Source organism: Pedobacter sp. Bi27 (genome assembly GCF_918698255.1).
GTDB lineage: Bacteria > Bacteroidota > Bacteroidia > Sphingobacteriales > Sphingobacteriaceae > Pedobacter.
Map to the genome: position 1 here is coordinate 422,240 of NZ_CAKKMW010000005.1, position 24,578 is coordinate 446,817.

Genomic DNA, 24,578 nt, shown 5'->3' on the forward strand with positions numbered 1-24,578 from the left:
GTTATGATCTTATATTGGATTTTGTACTGATTGTTTACCAACCCTCGTTTTGAAGCAGTTGACTGTTTTTGGTTGTTTCTGCATAAGGTACCGGCATGTGGTAAAGTTTATTGGTAAAAACTGAAGTCACTACCGGAATATTTTCGTATGTGAAAGTGTTGTTGGCATTTTTGGTAATCTTAGTACCGTTCAATGCTCCACTCAATACGGTCGGTGCAATTTTCCACCTTCGGATATCCCAGAAACGGTGTTCTTCAAAAGCAAGTTCTACCCTTCTTTCATTCATAATCAGCGTTCTCATACTCTCCTGAGAGATCCCAACAGGAATGCCATAACGCGTGTTTGTGCCTGCTGTTATTCCTGCTCTGGTACGTAAAAGAATAATCTGCTTAACGGCATCTTCTGTTCTGCCTACCTCGTTTAATGCCTCTGCATAATTGAGAATAATTTCGGCATATCTGAAAATGATAAAATTATGCGATTGGTTGGTGTAAGTACTATTGGTAGCAAAATTCCCCATAAACTTGCGCAGGTAGTAACCTGTACGGGTTTGCACCGTTGTCCCTCCCGGTTTATCCAACCCCCCCTCGAAGGTTTGCACCCCTCGGTTTAACCAGTTTACGCCGTTATAAAAAATGGTATAATCTAACCGAAGGTCTCTGTTGGTATAAGGCGCCGCTGGATTGTAACCAGATGCCGCATCGGTAATCGGCAACCCGCTCCGCATGGTAAATGCATTCACCAAATCGGCCGTCGGACTTGTTCTACCATTACTCAATGCAGGTGCTCCATAACCAGATGGTGCATTGGTGGTTTCTATACCTGTATTTACTGCAGCCTGTTTGCTCAGTATAACTTCAGTATTTTTATTGGTTAAAAATACATTGTTAAATACAGGCTGAAGTTGGTAATAATTTAAAGCATTAAGTTCTACCGCAGCATCAATTACTTTTTGCCAACGGGTAGCATCGGCTGTTGGATAACCTGTTAAGGCTTTTAATGTTCCATTTGATTCTACACCACCACCATTATATAAAGGACTTGCCGCATATAAATAAGCCCTGCATTTTAAAGCAATTGCTGCTCCTTTAGGAATTCTGCCCCAATCCGAAGTGGTATAATTTGCACCTGTTTCTAATCTTAAGCTATCTTTAACTGCATCACATTCACTAATGATATAATTTATGCAATCAGCAAAACTATTTCTTGGCAATTCGAGGTTATCTTCAAGCGTGAAAACTTTATTGCCGATTAATGGAACACCACCATATCTTTTTAATAATTCGAAATATAACAATGCCCTGATGTACCTGGCCTCTGCTCTCCAATATTGTTTGGTAAGCGCAGCAACCGGCACCACATTGATATTGGCCAGAAAAATATTGGCCGCTCTAATGCCATAGTAACTGTTACCCCAATAAGGATCGGGATTGTTTAGCGTACTTATCCTGCCATTTGTAAAATATTCTACCTGAGTGTTGTTTCTTGACGGAATAGCATCTCCTGAAGCTGCATCTAAAAAATCGCCGTCTATCCGGTTAAAACCACTTGGCATGTAGTTGTATACACTGTTTAAAAAGAAACCTGCCACAGTTCCGTTTTTATCCTGATCATCCCAAACTAAATCTGCCTGAATCCAATCGCGAGGTTCGGTTTCTACCTTTTTACATGAAGTAATGGCCATAGCCACCTGAAAACCAAATAGCGCAAGTATGATATATTGTTTAAAATTTTTCATGTGATTAAAGTTTAATGTTGATACCCATGTTGATCGATCGCTGGATTGGATAGTTGCCATTATACACCTCCGGATCTACGCGATCGTAAGCGGCTAGTGTTAGCAAATTGGTAGCATTGCCAAATACCCTGATGCTCTGTAAACCAATTTTCTTGGTCCAATAGTCCGGTATCGTGTAACCTACCTCAACATTTTTTAAGCGTACGTAATTGCCCGAGTGCTGCCAGAAAGTAGAGGCAGCTTCGTTATTGATGTTTGTACCAATCGATAATCTGGGCATAGTAGCGGTAGCTGCTGTTTGAGGAGTCCAACGGTCGAGATTTTGTTCCCAAGCCTGTCCAAAACCGTTGTTTTGAAAGGCCCACTCTGTATTTCCGTTCAGGTAAATGGTGCGGTTCATTGCCCCTTGTATCAACGCACTAAAATCGAATCCTTTAAATTGAAAGCCTAAATTTAAGCCATAGTAAAACAATGGTTTTGCATTACCGATTGCTGTTTGATCCAACTGATTGATGATTCCATCTCCATTCAGGTCGCGGTATTTAATATCACCAGGCTGTGCGGTGTATCCTTCCAATTTGGCACTACTATTTACTTCAGCGTTATTTTGAAATAAGCCGTCAGCAATGTATCCAAAGCGCTGGCCAACGGCCTGTCCGGTTCTGGCCATCCAAGGGAAAGGTTGGTTTACCTCATTTTGATAGAGCACTTTCGATTGTTGCAATCCACCTGTAGCGGCAACATAATAGCTAAAATCATTCACCGTTTGCTGGAAATTCAGTTTGAAATCCCAACCGGTATATCTGCTCTGGCCAATGTTTTCTAATGGGTAGTTCTGTCCGATAAGCGCAGAGTTTTTACCTCTCTGCATCAACAGGTCGTAATATTTATTACGATAATATTCGACAGTAAAACTCAACTTGTTATCTAAAACCGCACCCTGTAAGCCTATATTAAATTTATTTGCTTTTTCCCATGTAATATTAGGATTGGCTAAAGGCTGTTCATAAATACTGGTATTAGAACCTGGAGTAGAACCAAAATAAGTAGCTGTTCCATCAAAATACCTTTGAATGTAAACGAAGTAGCCAGGATTATCGTTTCCGGTTTTACCGTAAGAACCATACAGTTTTAAGCCACTTAACCATTTAGTATCGTTTAAAAAATTTTCTTTATTGATGTTCCAGGCTAAAGCCACGGCAGGAAAAAATCCATATTTATAATCGCCTGATGGCGGATAATAATTTGATCCATTGTATCCAAAAGCCACATCAGCAACATATTTCTCATCGAAATTATACGATGCCTTTCCCGAAATCCCTTGTACCGTATAAGGAAGATCTGAACCTGTAAATGAATTATCGTGGTTGGCGAGTAAAACTGCACTTACACCATGTTTGTTAAAATTGCGGTCGTAACCAAGTGTTAGCTCCTCATAATCTGAGTGCCCCTGGTAATTAATGCCTGTATAATTGTTTTGTGTACCAATGCTACCATATTGCGTATAGACTTTGGTAGTTGGATTATAGAAAAAACTGGCGAACGATTTATTTCTATAGGTATTCTCAGACAATGTTGCATAAATTGAAGCCTTAGCTTTTAGCCAAAGTCCTTTTGTAATTTCATCAAATGTTCTTTTCAAGAATAAATCGGCCGATACATCTCTTTTATATGTTCCGATATAACCTGATGAAATAGCTTGGGCATAAACGTTGTTCTGATAAGTTGAAGTGGTAGCAAAGCTTCCATTTGGATTATAAATTGGGTAGGCATTGCTCGGTGTACTATAAATGGAACCCAATATTGATTGCGAACCATAACCAGGTTCGTTTCCATTGATTAAACGCCCCATCAGATTAATCCCTGCTGATAGTTTCTTGTTAATCTGCAGATCTACATTAGAACGGATGACATAACTTTTGTAATCGTTGTCGGTATTGTAAGTATTAAGATCTGAAGTCCTGAAAAGTCCATTTTGATCTACATGCTCAACAGCGACAAAGTATTTTCCAAAATCATTACCTCCCGATACATTTAAGGTATAATGATTGAAACGCGAAGTGGGTTTAGTTACCAAATCTTTCCAGTTTACATCGGGGTGGCCTTGTGGGTCGCTTCCGGTTTGGTAAGCCTGTAGGTCTGCTGCTGTATAAATTGGTGTTAGGCCATCATTCACCCTAGCCTCGTTGTATAAACTGGCATATTGAAATGAACTTAAGTTCTGTGGGAGTTTAAGTGATTTTTGAAATGCAGTTTGCGCAGTAAATGAAATGGTTTGCTTTGCCTTAGATCCCCTTCTGGTCGTAATTAAAATTGCACCACTTGCTCCTTTTACACCTAACATTGCCGTTGAAACAGCATCTTTTAAAACCGTAATCGACTCGATCTCTTCCATATTAAAAATGGTGAGTTGCCTTGGTATACCGTCGACAATAATTACAGGATTTTGTCCTCTTAGCGACATTGTGACTGCATCAGAACCTAATGATCCAAGTGAAAGTAATGAAGCGGTTCCATCAGTCCGGCCTTCGGAGCCTAACCTGCCCGAATTTTGATTGGTATATAAACCAGCTAAACGTCCGGTAATGGCCGATTTTATAGAAGTTACAGGAGTTTTGGTTAAATCTGTTGTATAAACAGCATCAGTTGCCATGGTAGATAACGATTGTTTAACCGTTTGATCATAGAGTATTCTAACTGGTTTTAATGCTGCAACGCCTGGATTTTTGCTGCTCACCATAATCACATTCTGGTTTTTCCTGATCTCAAGTTTTAGCACCAATGCGTTTGAAGCATAAACTTCAATCAGATCGCCAGTACCATAGCTTAACTCAGCAATACCGTTGAGATCGGTAATGGCACTGGTTTTATTTTTCGTGTTAACAAGCTTAGCGCCTACAAGGGGGAGCTGATTTTCATCAACTAGGTAGAGGGATGGAGCCTTTTGCAGTGTATCAATATTCTGCTTAAAATTCAGGGCAGATTTAGCCTCGTTAGAAGCGTGCACCGGGATGATTTTAAACAGCAATAAAAACACAACCGAAAATTTCAGTAGTAATTTTTTTTGCATACTAAGGGATGTTTGGTTTAAAAAATTCTGCTCAGGTGAGCGGGTTTATTTAATGGTTATTTAAAAAAAGTATTAGTTAAATGCTTTTCGATTTGTAGGGAAAGATGTTAAATAAAATGTCGTTTTTTGCTCATATCTTATTTGTTTGTTACTTGGTCTAACAAAGTAACCATTAAATTACCCCTCAACTGAGGGGTAATACGGTAATAAATAGGGGTTAAATTGTTACTTTTAGGCCTTTTATGCTGTTTTTTCGCTTTTTGGCTAGAAATTAAACGTTAAATAAACGTTTAACTTTAGAGAAGAAAGATTCGATAATCCATATTCTTAAAGGGATATTGATTTAACAGATTAACCGGTTACCTTGCTTAAAACCGGATGGGAACAAAAAATCCCCGAACCTTTCTTTACAGCAAGATCCGGAGAGTGAATTATTTAGGTAACCCGGATGATTTAATAGCCTGGGTTTTGAGTCAACACCGCGTCCTTGTTTAATTGTATTTCACTTAAAGGAATTGGCAATAACAAATTTTTTGTCGTTAAACCTGTAATCGGTTTTGATGCATCGTTCGCGTTTAAACGAAGTGTACGTTCTACTAAAGTTCCGGTTCTCATCAGCGTCATCCTCCTATTTTCTTCGCCAATCAACTCTCTGGCTCTTTCATCAAGAATAAAATCTTTAGTCATTTCAGCTGCGCTAACCTGAGCCGCATTTGCCCTTGTTCTAAGTACATTTATGGTTGTGGCAGCTTCAGCTGTTTTACCTTGAGCAACCTGAGCTTCAGCTAAAAGAAGGTAAGTTTCGCCCAAGCGCATCAAAATAAAATCTTTGATCATCGCATAACCAAAAGTATCATTAGGATCAAAAGCGCCCCATTTGGTTGTACTTGGGCAAATATTGACTAACGTATCAGGACCGGTAAAAGGAACCGGTTTGCCATATCTTGCAGCATATATAGGATTCGGGTCGTTGTAATAATATCTTCTACGGATGTTGTATTGAGAGTTCCTGATATCGTTACCTTTATACAAACCATAAAGTACCCAGTTGCTTAAGCGCAACCTACCAATTGAACGCCCGCCTAACGAATCGGCCAAAGCCATTCCTGCAATGTTGTAATAAGCAGCTCCCCATACCCTTCTTTGCTGTGGATTATCGGTGATACCACCAACTACCGCAGTTGGATTTTCTTGCTCTAACACCCAAATAGCCTCTGTATTGCCCTGAACTCTTCTTTCATTGCCATATTGGAACATATCTGAATAATAATCTCCTGGCTGGCCAGTTTTAACACCATAACGGCTTCTGATAAGGCTAAATTTTCCGCTACTGATAATCGCCTGTGCCTGTTGCTCTGCTAAATCAGGTTTCCCGATCCGGAGATAAACTTCAGCAAGAAGTTGCATAGCCATAAATTTGTTTGCCCTGCCATACATTTTGCCTTTGGAATTGGTTTTAACTGATTCAATATCAGGAAGGTTTGCCGCAGCATACACTAAATCTGAAACGATTAAATTATTTACATCAGCTATAGGTGCCCTTACAAAATCTATTTTTGGCCCTGCTAATGCATGTGTAATCAATGGCACACCACCAAACAAAGTTGCTAAGTTGTTGTAAGCATAAGCCCTGAAAAATTTAGCTTCGGCGCTTACCAGGCTTTTACCTTTTGCACTTAAGCTAGTTACACTTGGGTTTTCAATACCATCTACAATAATGTTAGTTAAGTTTACCATGATGTAGTCTCTATTCCACATGCGGGCTGCACCACCATCAGTAGAGGTTAGCGTAGCATAATTATAGTAAGGAATTTCTACACCTTGCTGGTTATTGGTTGCATTTGCAACATCAGTTCCAACCTGCCAAACGCTTGGCCAGCCCTGCTGATCAGCCCAGGAAAAAATTGTACTTGTATGGTTATACAAACCAATTAACGAGGCTTCGAATCCAAGTGAATCGGTGAGCGTTAATGGTGTATATGATGAAAATGGTTTCTCATCTAAAAATGCTTTTTTGCAGGATGAAAATGCAACAAATAGCACTGATAATGATGCAATTATGGTTATATATTTTTTCATGATGATTGTAAATTAACGTAATGAAACATTTAAACCCAATACGAAAGTTCTTGTTAAAGGATAGTTATTTGTCCAGTCTGCTGCAAATGCCTGTTGATTTGCATTGCCATCGCCTGATCCTCTACTGTAAGTAGTTTGTTCTGGATCCCAGCCTACCCATTTGGTAAAAGTGTGCAGGTTACGACCACTTGCATATACGGTTAAACTACCGAGGTGAAGTTTATCTAACACTGACTGTGCGAAAACATAACTTAACGTCACATCCTTAATTCTGGTGTAGCTTGCGTCTGATGCATAGCCATAACCCAAAGTGTTGTTGTAAGATAATGCTGGCCTGGTTTGGCTCATGTTTTCAGGCGTCCAGTAACCAATTTCAGCAGGCGTATTTCTTCTTCCGGTTTCATCACCATAACCCAGATCAGTATTGTTTCTGGTCATCCCTTGAGCAGTTTGAATGAAAATGCTCAGGTTGATGTTTTTGTAGTGGAAAGTATTGGTTAAACCACCGGTCCATTTTGGATCAATTTGACCTAGAATCGTTCTGTCATCGGCCGTAATTTTACCGTCGCTGGTTAAATCAGCAAATTTCAGGCTTCCTGGTTTTGCTGTTGGGTCTTGTTTAGAAACGTCCTCTCCCGTTTGCCAGACACCTGTCATTTGATAATCATACACTACTCTAATTGGCTTACCTATAAACCATCTGTTTCCTAAATCGTCTTTTCCATCGCCATATAAATTGGTAATTTTATTTTTGTTAGTCGCAAAAACAAACATGGTTTCCCAACGGAAATCTTTACCAGCAATATTTTGTGTATTCAAAGTGATCTCTAAACCTTTATTCGTTGTTTTACCAATATTTTCTAACACTCTTGAGTAACCCGTTATAATGGGTAAAGCTCTGTTTAATAAAAGACCTGATGTTTTATTCTGATATGCTTCTATACTACCATTAATCCTGTTGTTAAGAATACCGAAATCTAAGCCAATATTTGCCGTTTTTGTGGTTTCCCATTGTAATGATGCATTTCCTAAGTTATTTGGAGCAACACCAATCGTACTTATCCCATTAAATGGAGAGCGTAAAGAACCTTCTGTAGTTATGGTTCTGTAAACATCTACAGCCTCATTACCTGTTTTACCGTATGATAATCTTAGTTTCAGGTTATTGAAAAACTTGGCGCTTTTCATAAAGTCTTCGTTAATGATATTCCAGCCAATTGCAGCAGAAGGGAAAACACCGTATTTGGTTGTATTTGCGCCGAAAACTGAAGAACCGTCTCTACGTGCAGTTAAAGTCAGTAAGTATTTGCTGTCATATGAATAAAACAAACGACCCATTTGTGAGTTCAATCCATATCTATCACGGTAAGATCCACTGGTTTGTGTAGCTCCGGCACCCATATTATTCATGCCTAATTCATCATTGATAAAACCAACTGAACCAGCTGTAGTAGAACTGTATTGACGCTCCTGAGCACTGTATAAAGCCGTAAAGTCGAAGTGGTGCTTTTTAATATCTTTAGAATAACTTAAGATATTTTCAATAGTATAACTGTTTGTAGAGGCATTGAAACTACTTGCGGTACCATTTAAATCATTGGCTAAACGGCCAATATAACTTCCTCTTCTTTCCGGAAAATAAGTATAACCTGCGTTTAAACGAAATTTCAAGCCTGTTAACACTCCGGGAAACTTAACTTCGGCATATCCATTTCCATTAATATTGGTTGTTCTTCTGATTTGAGTAGTTGTTAAACCTAACAGTGGATTCGTGTACAATTGCTCCGGACTCATCGGGTAAATTGTATATGTTCCATTTGTATTATATTCCTGACCATAAGGACTCATCGCCGTTGCTAACAACAAGTTTGCCCTTCCACCGTCGAAGTTATTACTGGTTAAAAATAGTGATGTACCTATAGTTAAAAAACTGGTTACATTAACATCCAGGTTAGAACGCAAACCTATACGTTTAAAATCATAACCTTTAATTACACCTTTCTGATTAAGATAATCGCCTGAAATGAAATATTTAACATCCTGTGATCCGCCCGAAATACTAACATTATGATCCTGAATTACCCCTTGTTGGGTTGCTTCTTTAACCAATCGGTTGTGGTACCGGCATTATAAGCAGGAAGTTCACCGATATTTGGAACTGGTCTTTGTTGTACCTGGCCGGTTTGTTTAAGCATATCAGCATATTTTTGAACATAATCTGCACCGCTTCCTGGCTGCAAAATATGTGCAATATTATCGATACCTGCATAACCGCTGTAACGAATAACCGGTTTACCCGTTGTACCTCTTTTTGTTGTGATTAAGATAACACCATTTGAGCCATTGGTACCATAAATTGCGGTAGCACTCGCATCTTTCAGAACCTCTACAGACGCAATATCGTTTGGGTTAATGTCATTTAATGAACCACCGGTTTTGGTCAAAGGCACCCCATCCACAACCACATAAGGCCCAGTAGTTGCGCTTATTGAATTCTGACCTCTGATTAATGCATTCGGCTGACTTCCGGGAACAGATGATGTAGTGCTAACATTTACCCCTGCTACTGCGCCTTCAATTGATTGAAGAACATTTGTTACAGGTAATTGCGACAACCGTGCTTTAGGTACAGAAACAATCGAACCGGTAACATCAGAACGTTTTTGCGTACCATAACCTATTACAACTACATCTTGTAAGTTTTTATCCTTATCCTCTGCAAGGATGATGCTCAGTTGCGTGTCATTAGCTACCAATATGGTATTGGTTACATAACCGACAAAAGTAATCACTAAACTTTCTCCTTTTTGGGCTGATATTTTGAAATTTCCATTGGCATCGCTGGCCACCACCTGAGTAGTTCCCTTAACACTAATGGAGGCACCTGGAATGGGGTTACCTTGAGTATCTTTTACTTTTCCAGAAATTGAGATTTGAGCAGTTTGTGCAATTGAATCGTTTGATTTACCTAAGGATAGGATTAAAGCAAACAAAAACATTACCGCACACTTAGATGTGGCTAGTAGTTTTCTTTTCATTTTTTAAGATTATTTGGTTAGTTAATAATTGAACCGCGAGAGGAATTCAAAAGGGTAGTCTATCAAAATATTTTATTAAATATTAATCAGACCTGATATAGAAATTATGCATGAATGGGGATGGATTGATTACAACAAAGTAACCATAAAATACTAGTGGAGTGAGGGGTAATACGGTAATAAGTAGGGGCTAAATTGTTACTTTTTGTTAGAATTTGGCTTTTTAACCCCTATTTGAAGATTTTTAAACGTTTAGTCTACGTTTAATTTTTTTATTGTATTTAAGATTGGTTGATCAATTGCCTTTAAAATATTCTGCTCAGATTTAATCAGTTCTAAAACCGCGATATCATTCTTACCTTTTTTTAACCATTCTTGAGGGATATATAATGTTTGTTGTGGACCAATTGCCCAGTATTTCCCTAGGTTGTGTCCATTAACCCACACTACCCCTTTTCCCCAATCGGTCATATCTAAATAAGTATCCGCAACTCTCGAAATCTGGAAAGATCCTTTTTGTAATGTTGGTCCGTTTCCACTTTGTTTTGAAGGAGCAGCCTTTGCAGTATAACCAGCAATATTATTAAAAGGGAAGCCGTACATCGACCAGTTTTTAACTTCGGTACCATCGAAAGTTACCTGTTCGGTAATTCCTTTTTTGTTTTCTAACAGATACTTTCCAAAGTTTACCCTGCCCATATTTTCTACAAAAATATCGAGTTGTACTTCGCCTTTCGGGATTGTTAATGCCAAAGTATTTTGGTTTAACCTACGGTCTAAAATTCCTGCCCTTTTCTGGTTGATAAAAATCAGTGCATAATCCCGTAGTTGTTTAATCTGAAGTTCGCCTTTTTTATCTCCCTTAATGGTCGTTCGGTAAAGTACATAGCCATAATCCTGGCTAAGATCCTCGAAAGTTAAAGGCGTGCTATTTTTCACTGCTTTTGGCAGCGCATTAAACAAAGCCACTTTACTTCCCAGTTTAAAAGGCGCAATTGCGATACTTGGTTTAGCAGCTGGAATTGGCGGTAAACTCTGTCCTGCTGGAAGATGTTTTTCGATCACACTTCTAAACGCCCTGAATTTTTCAGTTGCGTTTCCAGCCTCATTTAAAGGCGCATCGTAATCATAACTACTGGTTTGTGGCTCGTAAGGTGAAATATCTTTATAGTTTGCCCCATTCATAAAATCGCGCGTTGTACCGCCATGGAACATGTACATATTGATCGAGATGCCCGCTGCTAAAACAGAATCTAACTTCTTGGTGTATTGCGCTGCCGGAACGGTGTGATGAGGTGTTCCCCACCAATCGAACCATGCAGGATACCACTCAGCTATAAAATATGGGCCTTTTCCATTATGGTTCTCATTTACCAACTGCCTAATTTTTGCCGGATTATCGATTCCGTTTACGGCTGGCAGTAATCCGTCTAAATGTCCATCTTTTACATCTGCAGCCGGATCGCAGGTATAAAGCAATCCATCAAAACCTGCTTCGATAAACATTTTTCTGTTGATATCTAAGTAATTTTTATCAGCAGCGTAAGAGCCGTATTCGTTCTCTACCTGTACCATAATAATATTACCACCATGGTTAATCTGCAATGGTGCCAACTGTTTCCCTACTTCAATAATATACTTCTTATACTCATCTAAATATTGTTTTTCGGTACTTCTCACCACAAGGCCTTTTTCGTTCTGAAGCCAATAGGGATAACCACCGAACTCCCATTCAGCACAAACGTAAGGACTTGGTCTTAAGATAACCCAAAGGCCTTCTTGTTGGGCGATTTTCACAAATTCGGCAATATTATTATTGCCCGAAAAATCGAATTTTCCTTTTTGTGGTTCGTGCAGATTCCAGAATACATAAGTACCGATCGTATTTAGTCCCATTGCTTTGGCCATCTTCATACGGGCCCGCCAGGCCTCTTTTGGTACACGAGGATAATGTAACTCCCCAGAAATTATCTGAAAGGGTTTTTCATCTAATAGAAAGTCTGTTTCTCCTAGCTTAAACGTATGTTTAGCTTGTTGGCCAAAAGCTGATAAGGAGAAACATATCGCCACCAACCATAATAGTTTTGCTTTCATTTTTTAAAGTTGTTTTAAGATGACCCGAATTTTGGGCAAAAAAAAGTCCCATTTGCGCATTTTTACGCAATTCATCATCTAGATTTATATAAAAATTTTGTTTTTTTCTCTACCTTTTAAACACGCTCAGATCCCATTCATCTGCCCAGTTTATCGAAATTTTATCGTTCTCAAATTTGATTGGCAACCACAAGTAACGGCCATCAATGGCATTTTTCGGTTCCCATTTATCAGCCATAAAAATAAATTCTCCTTTTTTGCCTGGTGCCGGCAATACATGCGTACTCTGGCCGCCATAGGTTAGCTTGGCCCCTTCGCCCTGGCATGGATTACCCATATAAGTCCAAGGTCCCCAAATGGAGCTTGCTTTGAACCATCTGGCCGGATTTGGCGCCCAGCCTGTACAGCCCGAACCAACCATATAGTAGGTTCCGTTTTTCTTAAACAAAGCTGGTGCTTCTGTTTGCTGCCCCACATAAATTCTGATAAATTTTCCTGTATGCCCTAAATAATCAGCGGTTAACTCCGCCAAATGCAACGTAAAATTTTCTTCTGAAGAGAATATATGATAGGCTTTTCCATCATCATCGACAAAAACGGTCATATCTCTTGCCATTTGCCCACCGGGAAAATCCCTACAGAAAAAACCATCACTTTTATTGGCCGGTTGCTGGCAATTTACCATATCTTTTTCTGCTGTTCCTGCTGCATAAAAGGGCATTTTCCCCGGATTTGGACGATAACTCTTGATAAAAGTATATGGACCAGTTGGGCGATCGGCTACCGCAACACCCGATCTTGCTGCTGCATAACCTTTGCCTAAAAGTTCTAAGTGAAACCACATCACAAACTTTTTGGTTTTCTTGTTATACACCACTTTTGGGCGCTCCAGGATTGAGCCTTTAGCAATGTCACTTTTCAGATCTTCTGAAACCGGAAGTGCAATACCTTCATCTTTCCAATTGTATAAATCTTTTGATGAGTAGCAATGTACGCCTACCTGTGCCGTATTGCCTTTTTCACCTTCAATCTTATGCTCACCAAACCAATAGTAAATGCCTTTATATTCGACAATGCCTCCGCCATGGGCGTTAATATGAACACCTTTATCATCCTTCCAAAGTTTACCGGGAGTAAAAGAAGTATATGTTTGTTGTGCTGAAACATAACTATTTAGTCCTAAACTGAAGGCAATAAATCCTAAAACAAAACTGATTCTCTTATTCATCATTTTAATTAAATAATTTTTAACGTTACAAAGACGGTAATTACCCACATCTTTTCAATTGTATAGCTATCTGCTATTTATTTTAAACTGGCACTGTGATCGTTTTCAAAATTCTCGCCACTCCAGATCTTTTGCGCACTCCATTTCTCTGCTGGGCTGGTCCAAAATGGGTCTGCTTCTGGCAAACCTAATGGCAAAAAGATATTTGAAGCAATATATGGGCTTCCCTGGTTGTTATAGAAATCGCCAAGATTTGGCTGATCGCCATATAAGCCTATTGTTAACCAACCATTTTTATAGGTTGTAGGGCTCTCTAAAGTTTTTTTGATTACAGCGGTTAAAGCGCACCGTACCTGAGCCGGACTTAACTGTTTTGGCAATGCTTTTCTCCAGGCCATATCGGCCAAATGATGAAATGCAGCACCACGATAAATGATGGAGCGACCTGTTGCCGGGTAAGTGCCATCGGCGTTGATTAATCTTTCCTGAATGATGGCATACCGCTCATTGCGCTTTTTAATCTTCTCGAACATCTCTTTATAACTGTTCGTTTTAGCACCAATGATATTTGCCAAAGTAGCCAGATAAGGGTGAATAACATAACTATTATAATAATCGAATGCAAAGGATGTTCCATCGGTGTACATTCCATCGCCTGTATACCATTGTTCCATTTGTTGCAGCGCATAATCAACACGCATAGGATCCCAGCTGTAACCGAACTTAGCCAGAAAAGCCTCGTTCATGGCAGAAAAAAGTAACCAGTTAGAAAAAACAGGTTTGAATCTTCTGGTGGTAACGATCGATTTCATCATCAGTTCCTGGTTCTTCTTATCCAGATTTTCCCATAACCAAGGTGCACGTACCAAAGCTAATGCAACATAAGAAGCATCTACCAGTTGTTGCCCACCAATATCGAAATTCATAAAATCTTTGGCATTAGAATCTAAAGCATTTTTTAGTCCCTGAATGGCCCACTCCCGGTACTGTTTCCTTAAAGCTACTTCTTCTGTCGAACCTCCCTCTAACTGCAACCATGGCGCAATACCACTTAAAACCCTACCCAAAACTTCTACATATTGTACTTTAATGCGGTGTTCTTTATTATCAATATGGATAGAAGTAACTTTTGGCATCGCAATACGCAGGCTGTCTTTAGCCAGGTTATACAAAACGGGTTTCACCATCTTATCCATCTGTTGCAACCAAAACTGCCGATCGGTTAAAACCGCATTTTTGGTATTCTTGGTTTTCTTTTGCGCAAATGCAGAACCACCAGCCAAGACGATCAATAAACCCGTAATTAAAATATTTTTAAGTCTCATTTTTTCCTATAAAAATTTAGTTTTTGTTTGATAAATGACGATACATCTCACATCCAGCCAATAAAAAGGCCCCTACGCCAAAATTCGCTGTAGAATTTACATCAACCACCTGACCCGGAATGGCTTTCTCTCCTATCGGCTGTACATATCCCAGTTTACCGTTAGGTTGTAATGCGGTTTTAGTTAGATATGTCCATGCTTTTTGTGCTGCAGGTAAATAGTTTTTTTCTTTTAAATAACCGTTGTTTATCCCCCATAACAAACCATAAGTAAAAAAGGCTGTTCCACTGGTTTCTGGTCCAGGGGCATGTTGTGGATCGAGGATACTTCTGGTCCAATAACCTTCTGCCTGCTGGCTTTTAACAATTGCTTTGGCCATATTCTGGTACTTGCTCAGGTATTCGTTCCGATGTGGATCGTTAAGGGGCAGATCTTTTAACACTTTGGCTAAACCTGCAAACACCCAACCATCGCCTCTTGCCCAAAAATCTTTTTTGCCGTTTACACTTTTATGCATCGGATAAACATATTTGGCATCCCGGTAATAAAGTTTTTCCTTTTTATCGTACATAATGCTATTCGAATACATAAAATATTCGTACAGCTTATCGAGGTATTTTTGGTCTCCAGTTACTTTATAAAGTTTGGTCATAACAGGCATTACCATGTACAAACCATCGGCCCACCACCAATAGTCGTTATTGGGTGTGTTCATTTCGTATTGCATTACCTCTTTTGCCCTTGCAATTTTATATTCTTCGGGTTTTAAGTGGTATAAATCGATATAGGTTTGAAAACAGATCTGCCAATCGCCAAACAGCACATGCTCATCTGTTTCGCCATATTTATATTTCCAGTTGGATTTATCAGTTGATTTTGCGCCCATCCATTTGTTATAAACGGCCCAATCTTCTGAATATTTACGGTAAGCTTCGTTCTTGGTAATTCCATAAACCTCCATATTTCCGGTATGGTAAGCAGCATGATCCCAAAAAGCACGTACTTCGGGTTTATTGTTACCTTGCCAATAGGTATTTGCGCGATTGATCATTTCGAGCACTTCCTCTTTTGAAGTTGAAGTTTGTGCATTTACAACTGTGCTGCTAAAAAACAACAATAAGAAAAGCGCCTTATACAATTTTAGTTTCATTAGTGTATTGGTTTAATGCCGTTTATGGTTGGTATCACAGGTTTAATAGTTCCATCAGTATTAAATTCCATTTTATCGATGCAAACTTCGCGGTTGTAGCCTGCAGCACTCCCCATCGAAATTCCTTTTGGTCGGGTAAAACGATGGTAAACCATATACCATTCATCTTTTCCGTTAACTTTGATTACACTGTTGTGCCCTGTTCCGTAAATACCTTGTGCTACATCTTTTGCCAGAATCAGGTTATTTTCCGGAATGGTTATTTTTCCTATAGGCGAATCAGAAAAGCCATAACGTACCCGATAATTTTCGCTCCGTGTATCATCTTCAGACCATAAGAAGTAATACTTTCCATTACGATAAAAAACTTCGGTTCCTTCTCTAAAACCGTTGTTTGGTGTAATAACTTTAATCTCATTGGTATCAATCGAAACCATATCTTCTTTTAATGGTGCAACGGCCATATACCCATTTCCCCAATACAGATAACTTTTGTTGGTTTTGGGATCGTTAAATACATCAGGATCGATCTCTTGCCCGCCTTTTATTCCTTTTGGTCTGCTTGAAATTAAAGCCTTACCACTATCCTTAAACGGTCCAGCTGGATGATCAGCAACAGCAACTCCAATTTTCTGTGCTGCTGTGAAATAATAAAAATACTTATAAACGCCGTTTACTTTCTTTTCGATAATGGTGGGAGCCCAAGCATTCTTTTTCGCCCACGAAACATCTTTTTCAAGGTCTAGTATTTTACCTTCATCTGTCCAGTTAACGAGATCAGTTGATGAAAAACTTTTAAAATAGGTACCACTCCAGTTGTTAAAACCATCGCTGGTTGGATAGATGTAATATTTGCCTGTTTTATTGGAATATAAAATTTCCGGATCTGCGTAATAACCTTTTAAAACAGGATTATTCGCTACAGCTACACTTACCGAATAAATTTTAGGTTGTTGATTGGCAATACCTACCTTAATTTTTACAGCGCCTTTAGTAAAATCTAATTTCCCTTTTGGCGCGATACTGATTTGATTAAAGGTATTAAACTGCGGGTCAAAAGCTTTTAAATCAGTCCCATAATTTACAGGCAGATAAAGTTTTTGGTTCACGCTATCTAAAACAATATTATTTTGGTTGATTGCCTTATTCTTTGCGCTTTGCAAAACAGATTCGACAGTATACCACTGATTGAGCAACCGGTTTAACTCTTTTTGATTAATAGGCAAAATAGTTCCGTGCCTTGGGTGAAAATCCATGGTAATATCTTGATCCACTACACTAAAATTTGCGAGATCTTTACTTTTGGTAAACTGATAGCGGCCTTTCATATATACATCGTACATCAGGATATATTCGTCGCTATGGTTCAGTTTAAAAACACCAGCTCCTTCTACAGCCTCTTTGGTCTGTTGTAAATATTTATCCTGTTGTACATAACCTGTGGTGAGTTGATTAGAAACTGCTTTTTTTATGCCATTGCTATTTCCTTCTGTTTTAAAGAATAAATTGTATTTCCCTTTATCGTAAATAATGTCGCCATCAATACAAGAACCATTGGTTGGGCTAAAAAAGAGCTGTTTTGGAACTGTCTCCAAATCTGTAAAATCTGCATTGGCGTAAGCATAATAAATTTTATCAGGATCATCGCCATGCTTCATTGACCAATAAACCATATATTTTTTGGCTGTTTTATCGTAAATAGTCTGTGGAGCCCAAACACGTAACAGATTTTCATTATTTGGAAAACGTTTTTGAATATTAACAACTGCCGATGTCCAATGGATCAGATCATTTGATTTAAGCAATACCATTGCCCTGTTCGAATTCCAGCCATTGGCCGAAACCATATCGGTAGCCACCATGTAAAAGGTTTTGTCATCTTCGCCCCGCAAAATATGTGGATCGCGTATACCTCCGGTACTGCTGATTTTTTCGGAAGAAATGATTGGAGTATTATTGTTTAAAGCCTTGTAATGGTAAGCATCGGTGCTCACAGCAAAACGGATCGCTTCTTCCGCTTTAGCGTTTCCGGTAAAATAAGCAAATAAATACGCCGTATTTTCTTTGGATACCTTAGCTGTTTTTTTGCTTTGTGCCTCTACCAGATTTAATGATAACAAGAACAAAACAGCAAGTAGAGAAAAGTTATATTTTATAATGGAATGTTTCATTTTAAGGTTAATTCATTATTTATTTTTTGGTTTCCAATCTAGGGCCTGCACTATTGTTGGTGGCTGATTTGCTTTCCCTTCTCCATCAACCTGGGTAACATGCTGCAGAAACAGGCTTAAAATCCCTTTGCTTTTCCAAAGTTCGGTATCGTAACTGGGTTCCCAATCGCCTATACTTGTTTTAGTAAGGTCTTTAATTCTCCAATTTCCTGATCCGAGCTCACCATTCAAAGCAATTGAAACCTTACTACCTCGTTCAGCATCCCTAAACAACAATCCCGCAGCATAATATTTTCCATTTGGCCAAACGATAATCTGTGGCCGCGAAATCGGAATCTGTTTAGTACCTCCTCCACTTAAACTAAAAGCCGTTTTTCTAAAATTAAGGTTGCTTACTTTCCAATGGTCGTCTGTTTTAAAAACCAGGTGATATTGTGGTATGGTTTCGTTCGTATCACGCCAATAACCGGCAATAAACACCTTGCCTTTGGCATCTGCAAACATCGATGTCTGGTTAATCAGCTCGCTTTTTTGCGGAATTTTAAGTGCATATTCTGCGTTGCCAGCAGTAATGGGAAGACTATATTTTTCATTGGTAGATTTTAACCAGTTTAAACCTCCATCGGTTGATTTGGCATAACATAAATCATGGTTACTGGCTACATCGGGGCTTTCGCGCCACACCCACGATAAATGGATGGTTCCAACCTGATCTATAGCTACCTGCCAATATGCATTTCGTTGTCCTTCACCATCAATCATCCCATCCTGCACACGTGTCCATTTTTTAGTCTTCAGGCTATAACGGTTAATCATCAGGTTTCCGTTTCCAGAGCCACCATCACGGTAAAAAAATAAGAGATCGCCGTTTGCCAGCTTATAAAACTCAGGATAACTGACTTTATTTTCCTTTACAGAAAGCATAACTTCTTTATTCCCTAAGGTTAATGAACCTGCTGAAACTGATTTGGCATAGTTTAGACTGTTATTATGCTGGCCCCAGGCAATATGAAGGAAACCATCACCATCTACCATAATGCTAATTGATTTATGAGCGTCGGTAGCATCACCTTTATAAGGCGTAGTAACTAATAACCAACGGGTTGAGCCGATTTTGCGTTTAGCCAATACCACATGTTGTTCGTGATTATAATAGGCAGCATACTGGCTATCTTTAAAACTGATTAACGAATTTTTACGGAAAATAACAGTATTTACCGAGTTGTTTGCCCAGCCGTTACTGGCAATTGTACTCAGTTGTGTTTCTTGTGCAACACTCATCAGGTTGATACCGATGAATGTACAGATTAGAAATATACTTTTATTTAGGGATTGATACATTATACGTTTTAGGCTGCTCGGTTTCTTACATTTGGTGAAGCCGAAGTACCGAAATTTTTAAGCTTTACACAGGGGGTTAAATCATACTTTGCAGGGGGCGTTTTAAGATAAACGCATTTAAAAACCAAAATAGCGTAACTTTTATGTTGTGGCATTAATATTATAGTATTTATGAAAACTTTTGCGGTGTTTCTTTATAAATTCTGACGGCGTTAATTTAAACAGCTTCTGAAACTGTTCTCTAAAGTATTTACTATCATTTATACCTACCCGAAAGGCAGCTTCGTTAATATTTAAATTGGTATTGATTAACAATTCGGCTGCCTTTCTGAGTCTGATAAAACGAATAAAACCATTTATAGACTGACCTGAAGTGGCCTTGATCCTTTTGTAGAGATTAGAATGGCTCATTCCAAGATCAGATGCCAGTGTTTTTACGTTAAAACTGTCTTCCATCAGGTTTTCTTCTATAATGGTAATGCACTTTTGAAGAAAGCCCTTATCCTCATGAGATACTTTATGGGCATCACTCTTCAAGGTTATTTCATTGTAGAAATAAGACTGAAGATTGGTCCTGTTTTTAATAATGCTATTAATTTTGGCTGTAAAAAGCTCTTTATCGAAGGGTTTACTGATAAAATCGTAGGCACCAACTTCGATTCCCTTAAGTTTTACCTCCGGACTAGGGTCGCCGGTTAATAGAATTACCGGGATATGGCTCAAGGCAGAATCCTCTTTAATCGCCTTACAGAGTTCGATACCGTTAAGGCCATCCATGTTTACGTCAGATATTACGATATCAGGCAAATATTCTTTACAGAGTTTTAATCCATCTGTACCATTTTCGGCCTTGTAAATTTTGAAGTTATCCTGAAAAATATGCTTGATGTAATCAATAATTTCGGGGTTGTCATCAATAACCAAAATCGAGTGTAAATCTGAAATGAGCAATTCAAGGTTGCCCACATTCTCGGCATCGTTATTTTCTGCTTCTTCCTCCTGCGCAATGAGCTCGTTTACATAAGTCAATTCGTTTTGGAAAACACCACTTTGCTGCAAGTTTGGCTCCCCAACCGGAATATCGATCAAAAAGATGGTACCCATTCCCTGATTGGAACGGAATGAAATTTTCCCTTTATGCAATTCTACAAAGTTTTTGGCCAGGTAAAGCCCAATACCGAAACCCATCTTCAGCGATTCGTTCGACATTACTTTATAAAATTTATCGAATAATTTTTCACCTACATGCGCCGGTATGCCCGGACCACTATCGCTCACCTCGATCTGCACCCGCATACCTAGGGTTTTAACACTAAATTTCACAAAACCGCCTTTTGGTGTAAATTTAAGCGCGTTAGAGAGCAGGTTAAAGAAAACGATTTCGAGCTTGTCTTTATCTGCATAAATATCAAGTTCTTCCTCCTCGCACTCAAAAGTATATTCTATATGGTTCTGCTTTGCCAAATAATTAAAGCAGAGGAAAATCTCGTTTGTAAATTTGTAGAGGTTGATCCTTACAATCTTCAATGCATCGTTCTCACTTTCTGTTTTTCTAAACAGTAATAACTGATCTACCAGGCTTAACAAACGCCTCGAATTGCGGTAAACAACATTTAAATCGTTCTTCTCTTGCCCTGGGTCTTTCTTATGGATAATGTCTTTAATCGGATTAACAATTAAGGTCAATGGCGTTCTCAGCTCGTGCGAAATATTGGTAAAGAAATTCAGTTTTTTCTCATTAAGGTCTTTTTCACGCTCCATTTTAAGGTTGGTAATCTCTACCTCGTGTTTTAATCTTCTCTGGCGGTTGCGATAGGTCTGAAAAAGATAAAACAGGGAAGACCCTATAATAAGGTAAATGGTATAGGCCCACCAGGTGCGGTACCAAGGGGGTAAAATCCTAATCATTACAATCTTTTCGTTGTTGCTCCAGGCACCTTCGGTATCGGTACTTTTAATGTGCAGTTTATACTCACCTTCATTTAACCTGGAATAATAGGCTGTGCTTAATTTGTTTACATAATTCCAGTCTCTATCCCAACCTTCCAGGTAATAGGCATAAGAAATCTGATCCTGAAAAGAGAATTCTATTGCCGCATAATCGATAGAAATCACCGCAGCACTATATGGGATTTCTATGCGTGCTAAATTAACAACAGAGATATCGTTATAACCCGAATCCTGATCGAGCGGAATATTATTGATCCTAAAATCGGTCAGCACCATTTTGGGTATCCTTTTATTTTTCTTAATGCTATCGGGCGAAAACAAATTGAAGCCACCAATTCCACCAAACAAAAAGTTACCGTTTGCAAGTTTTAATGCAGCATTATAATTAAACTGATTGCTTTGTAAGCCATCGGTAGCATAATAGTTTTTAAAGCTTTGGTGTGTAACATCAAATTTTGATAAACCGTTATAAGTACTACACCACAAATTACCTTGGGCATCCTGAAGGATATTGAGCACCGAATTACTTGGTAGCCCATCGCTCTGGATGTACCGCTTTATTTTTTTGGTTTCGGGATCAAAAAGCAGTAAACCTCCACCTTCGGTGCCGATCCATATTTGATGATTAAAATCTTCCTGAATGGCCCTGATGGCAAAATTGATCTTCGTATAGCTATGTTTTTTGTTTATCGGATCAATTTCGATCAGTTCGGTATAATTCCCTGCCCAGAGTCTTCCTTTCGAATCCTGGAACAAGCTGTGGATATCCTTTAGATTATGGTCGAAAAGTTCAAACTTATCGGCAATTTTATTGTAACGATACAATGCACCACCTTTTGTAGTGCCTACCCAAATATTTTGTTGTTTGTCTTGATAAAGCTTCCAAATGTTAATGTCATCAACGCCTTTATAGGTATTGTAACAGTTATAGTGAACAAATTTTCCTGTTGTTTTATTAAAACGATCTATCCCGCCGCTAAAACTGGCCACCCAAACGTTGTGGTTTGCATCGTTTAAAATACTGGTAACAAAATTACTGGTTAAAGCGTTTGGATCGCTGGTTTTGGCATAATTGGTAAAAGTATTTTGCTTTCTGTTCCAAACACTTAAACCACCTCCATCAGTCCCGATCCAAATGTTTTTGTTTTCATCTTCGCTAAAAGAGAGTACAAAATTGTTAATTAAGGAATTGTTTTTTAATGGATTATGTTTAATGGTGGTAAACTGCTCATTTTCTGGATCGATGATATTAACCCCACCACGTAAGGTTGCGATCCACTTTCTAGATTCGCGGTCTTCGTAAACCTGGGCGACAGAATTACTGCTCAGTAAGCCTTTTTCTTTTCCTGCGGATAGGTAATTTGTTTTTTGATTTTTTGTATTGTAAACAGCAATTCCTCCCCCATCAGTTGAAATCCAGAGTTTTTGTTGCCGATCAAACAACAAACTCATAATATTCTCATTGCTTAAATGCTGGTTAAACTTGGTGAGGCTACTATTGACTTTATCAAATTGAAAAAGTCCGTGCTCTGTTCCAACCCAGAGTGTTTGGTTAGTGCCTTTGGTAATGCATGTTACTGAACGTACGGCAGCAGTTACTAAACGAAGTCTATGTTTATCATTATCGTATCTGCAAAGCCCCACATCTTTTATAAAAAGCCATAGGGTTTGTTGTTCATCAACATATAAAGCTTTTACAGTGAAATCGAAATTTTTGCCATATGGGATCCGTTTTGCAATGCTGCTATTCTTTTCGAGCATAAACAGGCCTTTTTCTTCAGTAGCTACATAAACAGCTAAAGCCTTACTTATTGCAATGGAATTAATAGCATAACTTACTTCATTTTTTCTTCCCTTGTCTAGATAAATCAATTGATGAAACTTGGAATCGGCATAATCATAATAAGAAACGCCCTTTTGCGTACCTACCCAAACCTTGTTTTTCGCATCACCATTAAGTACCGTAATGTGGTTATTTACTAATGAATGTTCATCTCCCCAGCCATTTCTAAAAACCTTAAAGTGATAGCCATCGTAACGGTTTAATCCATCATAGGTACCCATCCACATAAACCCAAAATGATCTAGATACAAAGAGTTTACCACATTATTAGACAGGCCATTTTCTACCCCCAGATATTTAAGGCGAATAGTTGTAGACTGGGCAAAACAAATAACTGCGCCCATCCATAAAAAAAATATGGAGCAAGCAGTTTTTTTCTGAATAAGGAACATAGAGAAACCGTACCGTGGTATGCATGGCAGGAAACGAATATACATATTTTCCTAAAACTCAGCTATCGGCTATTATCTAGGATTAAACAGTAAAAATTGTAAGATTTATCCTACATTAAAGACGGCTCTGTTCGATCTTGATGCTGTTCCACCTACACTTTAATGATTCAACAACACCTACCATTTACAGACAGACACCGTATGATTTATGATTACACATAAACGTGAAATGTATATTTTGAAACAAAAGTCCCATCTAAAAAAAATATATTGGCTTATTTTTGTTACTATGATACTTATTGATGCATTGACGCCCATCCATAGGCTGGAACAACTGAAAGTTGGTGATCTTATTTCTGACACATGGGGCAGTTCTGGCGCCATTAAAACTATTGAAGTTTTAAAAGGAAGAACTTCTTTAACCTACTATTTCAGAATCAAATCAGGCAAACTGATCCTGGCGTTAAGATAACAATTTACTAAAACCCTGTTCTCGACATGAAATAATCATATAGTCTCCCACTATTCGATCATTACTTAGATTCCTAAACTTAAATGTTCGCTATTTAACATCAGAGTGGCCAAGGTTCATGGCTGGATTCACTTCATCACGGATAAGCTGTTTTAGTTCTTTAATTTCAGGAAAGCGTTGCATCTGTTTTCTATCAAAAATTAGTTTCTCACCAACATGAACAGTAAAAACGCCCGATGTTTCACTCGGAATTAAAGTTACCCCCTTTAGCTCGTCTACAAAAGTGGTTAAAATTTCTTGCGCCATATACGCCGACCGTAGCATCCAGCCACATTTAGGGCAATAGGTTATATTGACAAGCGGTTTCTCCATTTCTATTTTTTTTACAAGGGTACAAAAAATATGGAGGGATGGAAAATGGAGATGTTAAATGGATGTTGAAATCAAGTAATCATCTGCAGCATGTTTTCTGTTTTGTTCTTTGTTGTAAATACTTTGCACGGATTCTGCCAAGCAACACTGAATAAAATGAACTAAACAAGTTCGCTGCTTAAAATGTTGTTAAAAGAGAAAAGGGTAACCACATCCATGTTTACCCCTTTCAAATTACTCCCGTGTTAGAGGAATTATAACTACACCAATGAAGCAGTTTTTGTTTGCTTCATCTAGATAATCATACAGCATTAG

The 24,578-nt window shown here is 38.6% G+C and carries 14 protein-coding genes; 1 reads left to right on the forward strand and 13 read right to left on the reverse strand.

The features are described from left to right. Window positions 1-34: 34 nt before the first annotated feature. The 12 genes from LQ227_RS18925 to LQ227_RS18980 form a co-directional block, all read right to left on the reverse strand. On the reverse strand, window positions 35-1,738 hold the full coding sequence (locus LQ227_RS18925) for a RagB/SusD family nutrient uptake outer membrane protein (RefSeq protein WP_230139937.1): 1,704 nt from the start codon (window positions 1,736-1,738) through the stop codon (window positions 35-37). Between the two features lie 4 nt (window positions 1,739-1,742). Beyond that, window positions 1,743-4,808, reverse strand: coding sequence for a SusC/RagA family TonB-linked outer membrane protein (locus tag LQ227_RS18930; RefSeq protein WP_230150539.1), 3,066 nt, complete (start codon window positions 4,806-4,808; stop codon window positions 1,743-1,745). A gap of 453 nt (window positions 4,809-5,261) precedes the next feature. After that, window positions 5,262-6,887: a RagB/SusD family nutrient uptake outer membrane protein gene (locus tag LQ227_RS18935; protein WP_230139934.1), complete on the reverse strand. Its 1,626-nt coding sequence runs from the start codon at window positions 6,885-6,887 to the stop codon at window positions 5,262-5,264. A gap of 12 nt (window positions 6,888-6,899) precedes the next feature. Further along, entirely contained in the window at window positions 6,900-8,996 is a 2,097-nt protein-coding gene (locus tag LQ227_RS18940; protein ID WP_230150541.1) for a SusC/RagA family TonB-linked outer membrane protein, read from the reverse strand. Then, window positions 8,966-9,925 (reverse strand): TonB-dependent receptor plug domain-containing protein, encoded by a 960-nt coding sequence (locus LQ227_RS18945; RefSeq protein WP_230150543.1) that lies wholly within the window; start codon window positions 9,923-9,925, stop codon window positions 8,966-8,968. The genes LQ227_RS18940 and LQ227_RS18945 overlap by 31 nt, the downstream gene beginning before the upstream one ends. A gap of 252 nt (window positions 9,926-10,177) precedes the next feature. Further along, complete coding sequence (locus LQ227_RS18950) at window positions 10,178-12,019, reverse strand: glycoside hydrolase family 35 protein (RefSeq protein ID WP_230139930.1); 1,842 nt, start codon at window positions 12,017-12,019, stop codon at window positions 10,178-10,180. Window positions 12,020-12,128: 109 nt separating this feature from the next. Further along, window positions 12,129-13,250, reverse strand: coding sequence for a glycoside hydrolase family 43 protein (locus LQ227_RS18955; protein WP_230139928.1), 1,122 nt, complete (start codon window positions 13,248-13,250; stop codon window positions 12,129-12,131). A gap of 74 nt (window positions 13,251-13,324) precedes the next feature. Beyond that, window positions 13,325-14,572: a DUF2264 domain-containing protein gene (locus tag LQ227_RS18960; RefSeq protein ID WP_230139926.1), complete on the reverse strand. Its 1,248-nt coding sequence runs from the start codon at window positions 14,570-14,572 to the stop codon at window positions 13,325-13,327. A gap of 16 nt (window positions 14,573-14,588) precedes the next feature. Further along, window positions 14,589-15,722, reverse strand: coding sequence for a glycoside hydrolase family 88 protein (locus tag LQ227_RS18965; RefSeq protein WP_230139924.1), 1,134 nt, complete (start codon window positions 15,720-15,722; stop codon window positions 14,589-14,591). Beyond that, window positions 15,722-17,893 (reverse strand): family 43 glycosylhydrolase, encoded by a 2,172-nt coding sequence (locus LQ227_RS18970; protein ID WP_230150545.1) that lies wholly within the window; start codon window positions 17,891-17,893, stop codon window positions 15,722-15,724. Before LQ227_RS18970 ends, LQ227_RS18965 begins: the two co-directional genes overlap by 1 nt. Before the next feature lie 15 nt (window positions 17,894-17,908). Continuing rightward, window positions 17,909-19,234: a BNR repeat-containing protein gene (locus tag LQ227_RS18975; protein ID WP_230139921.1), complete on the reverse strand. Its 1,326-nt coding sequence runs from the start codon at window positions 19,232-19,234 to the stop codon at window positions 17,909-17,911. Between the two features lie 141 nt (window positions 19,235-19,375). Beyond that, on the reverse strand, window positions 19,376-23,371 hold the full coding sequence (locus LQ227_RS18980; RefSeq protein ID WP_230139919.1) for a two-component regulator propeller domain-containing protein: 3,996 nt from the start codon (window positions 23,369-23,371) through the stop codon (window positions 19,376-19,378). 337 nt (window positions 23,372-23,708) lie between these two features. On the opposite strand from LQ227_RS18980, the gene LQ227_RS18985 reads away from it, so the two are divergent. After that, window positions 23,709-23,891, forward strand: a complete 183-nt coding sequence (locus tag LQ227_RS18985) for a hypothetical protein (RefSeq protein WP_230139917.1) — start codon at window positions 23,709-23,711, stop codon at window positions 23,889-23,891. A 90-nt stretch (window positions 23,892-23,981) separates the two neighbouring features. Here the strand turns inward: LQ227_RS18985 and LQ227_RS18990 are convergent, their stop codons facing one another. Next, window positions 23,982-24,263 carry a SelT/SelW/SelH family protein gene (locus LQ227_RS18990; RefSeq protein WP_230139916.1) on the reverse strand — a complete coding sequence of 94 codons (282 nt, stop codon included), beginning with the start codon at window positions 24,261-24,263 and terminating at the stop codon, window positions 23,982-23,984. Window positions 24,264-24,578: the final 315 nt, after the last annotated feature.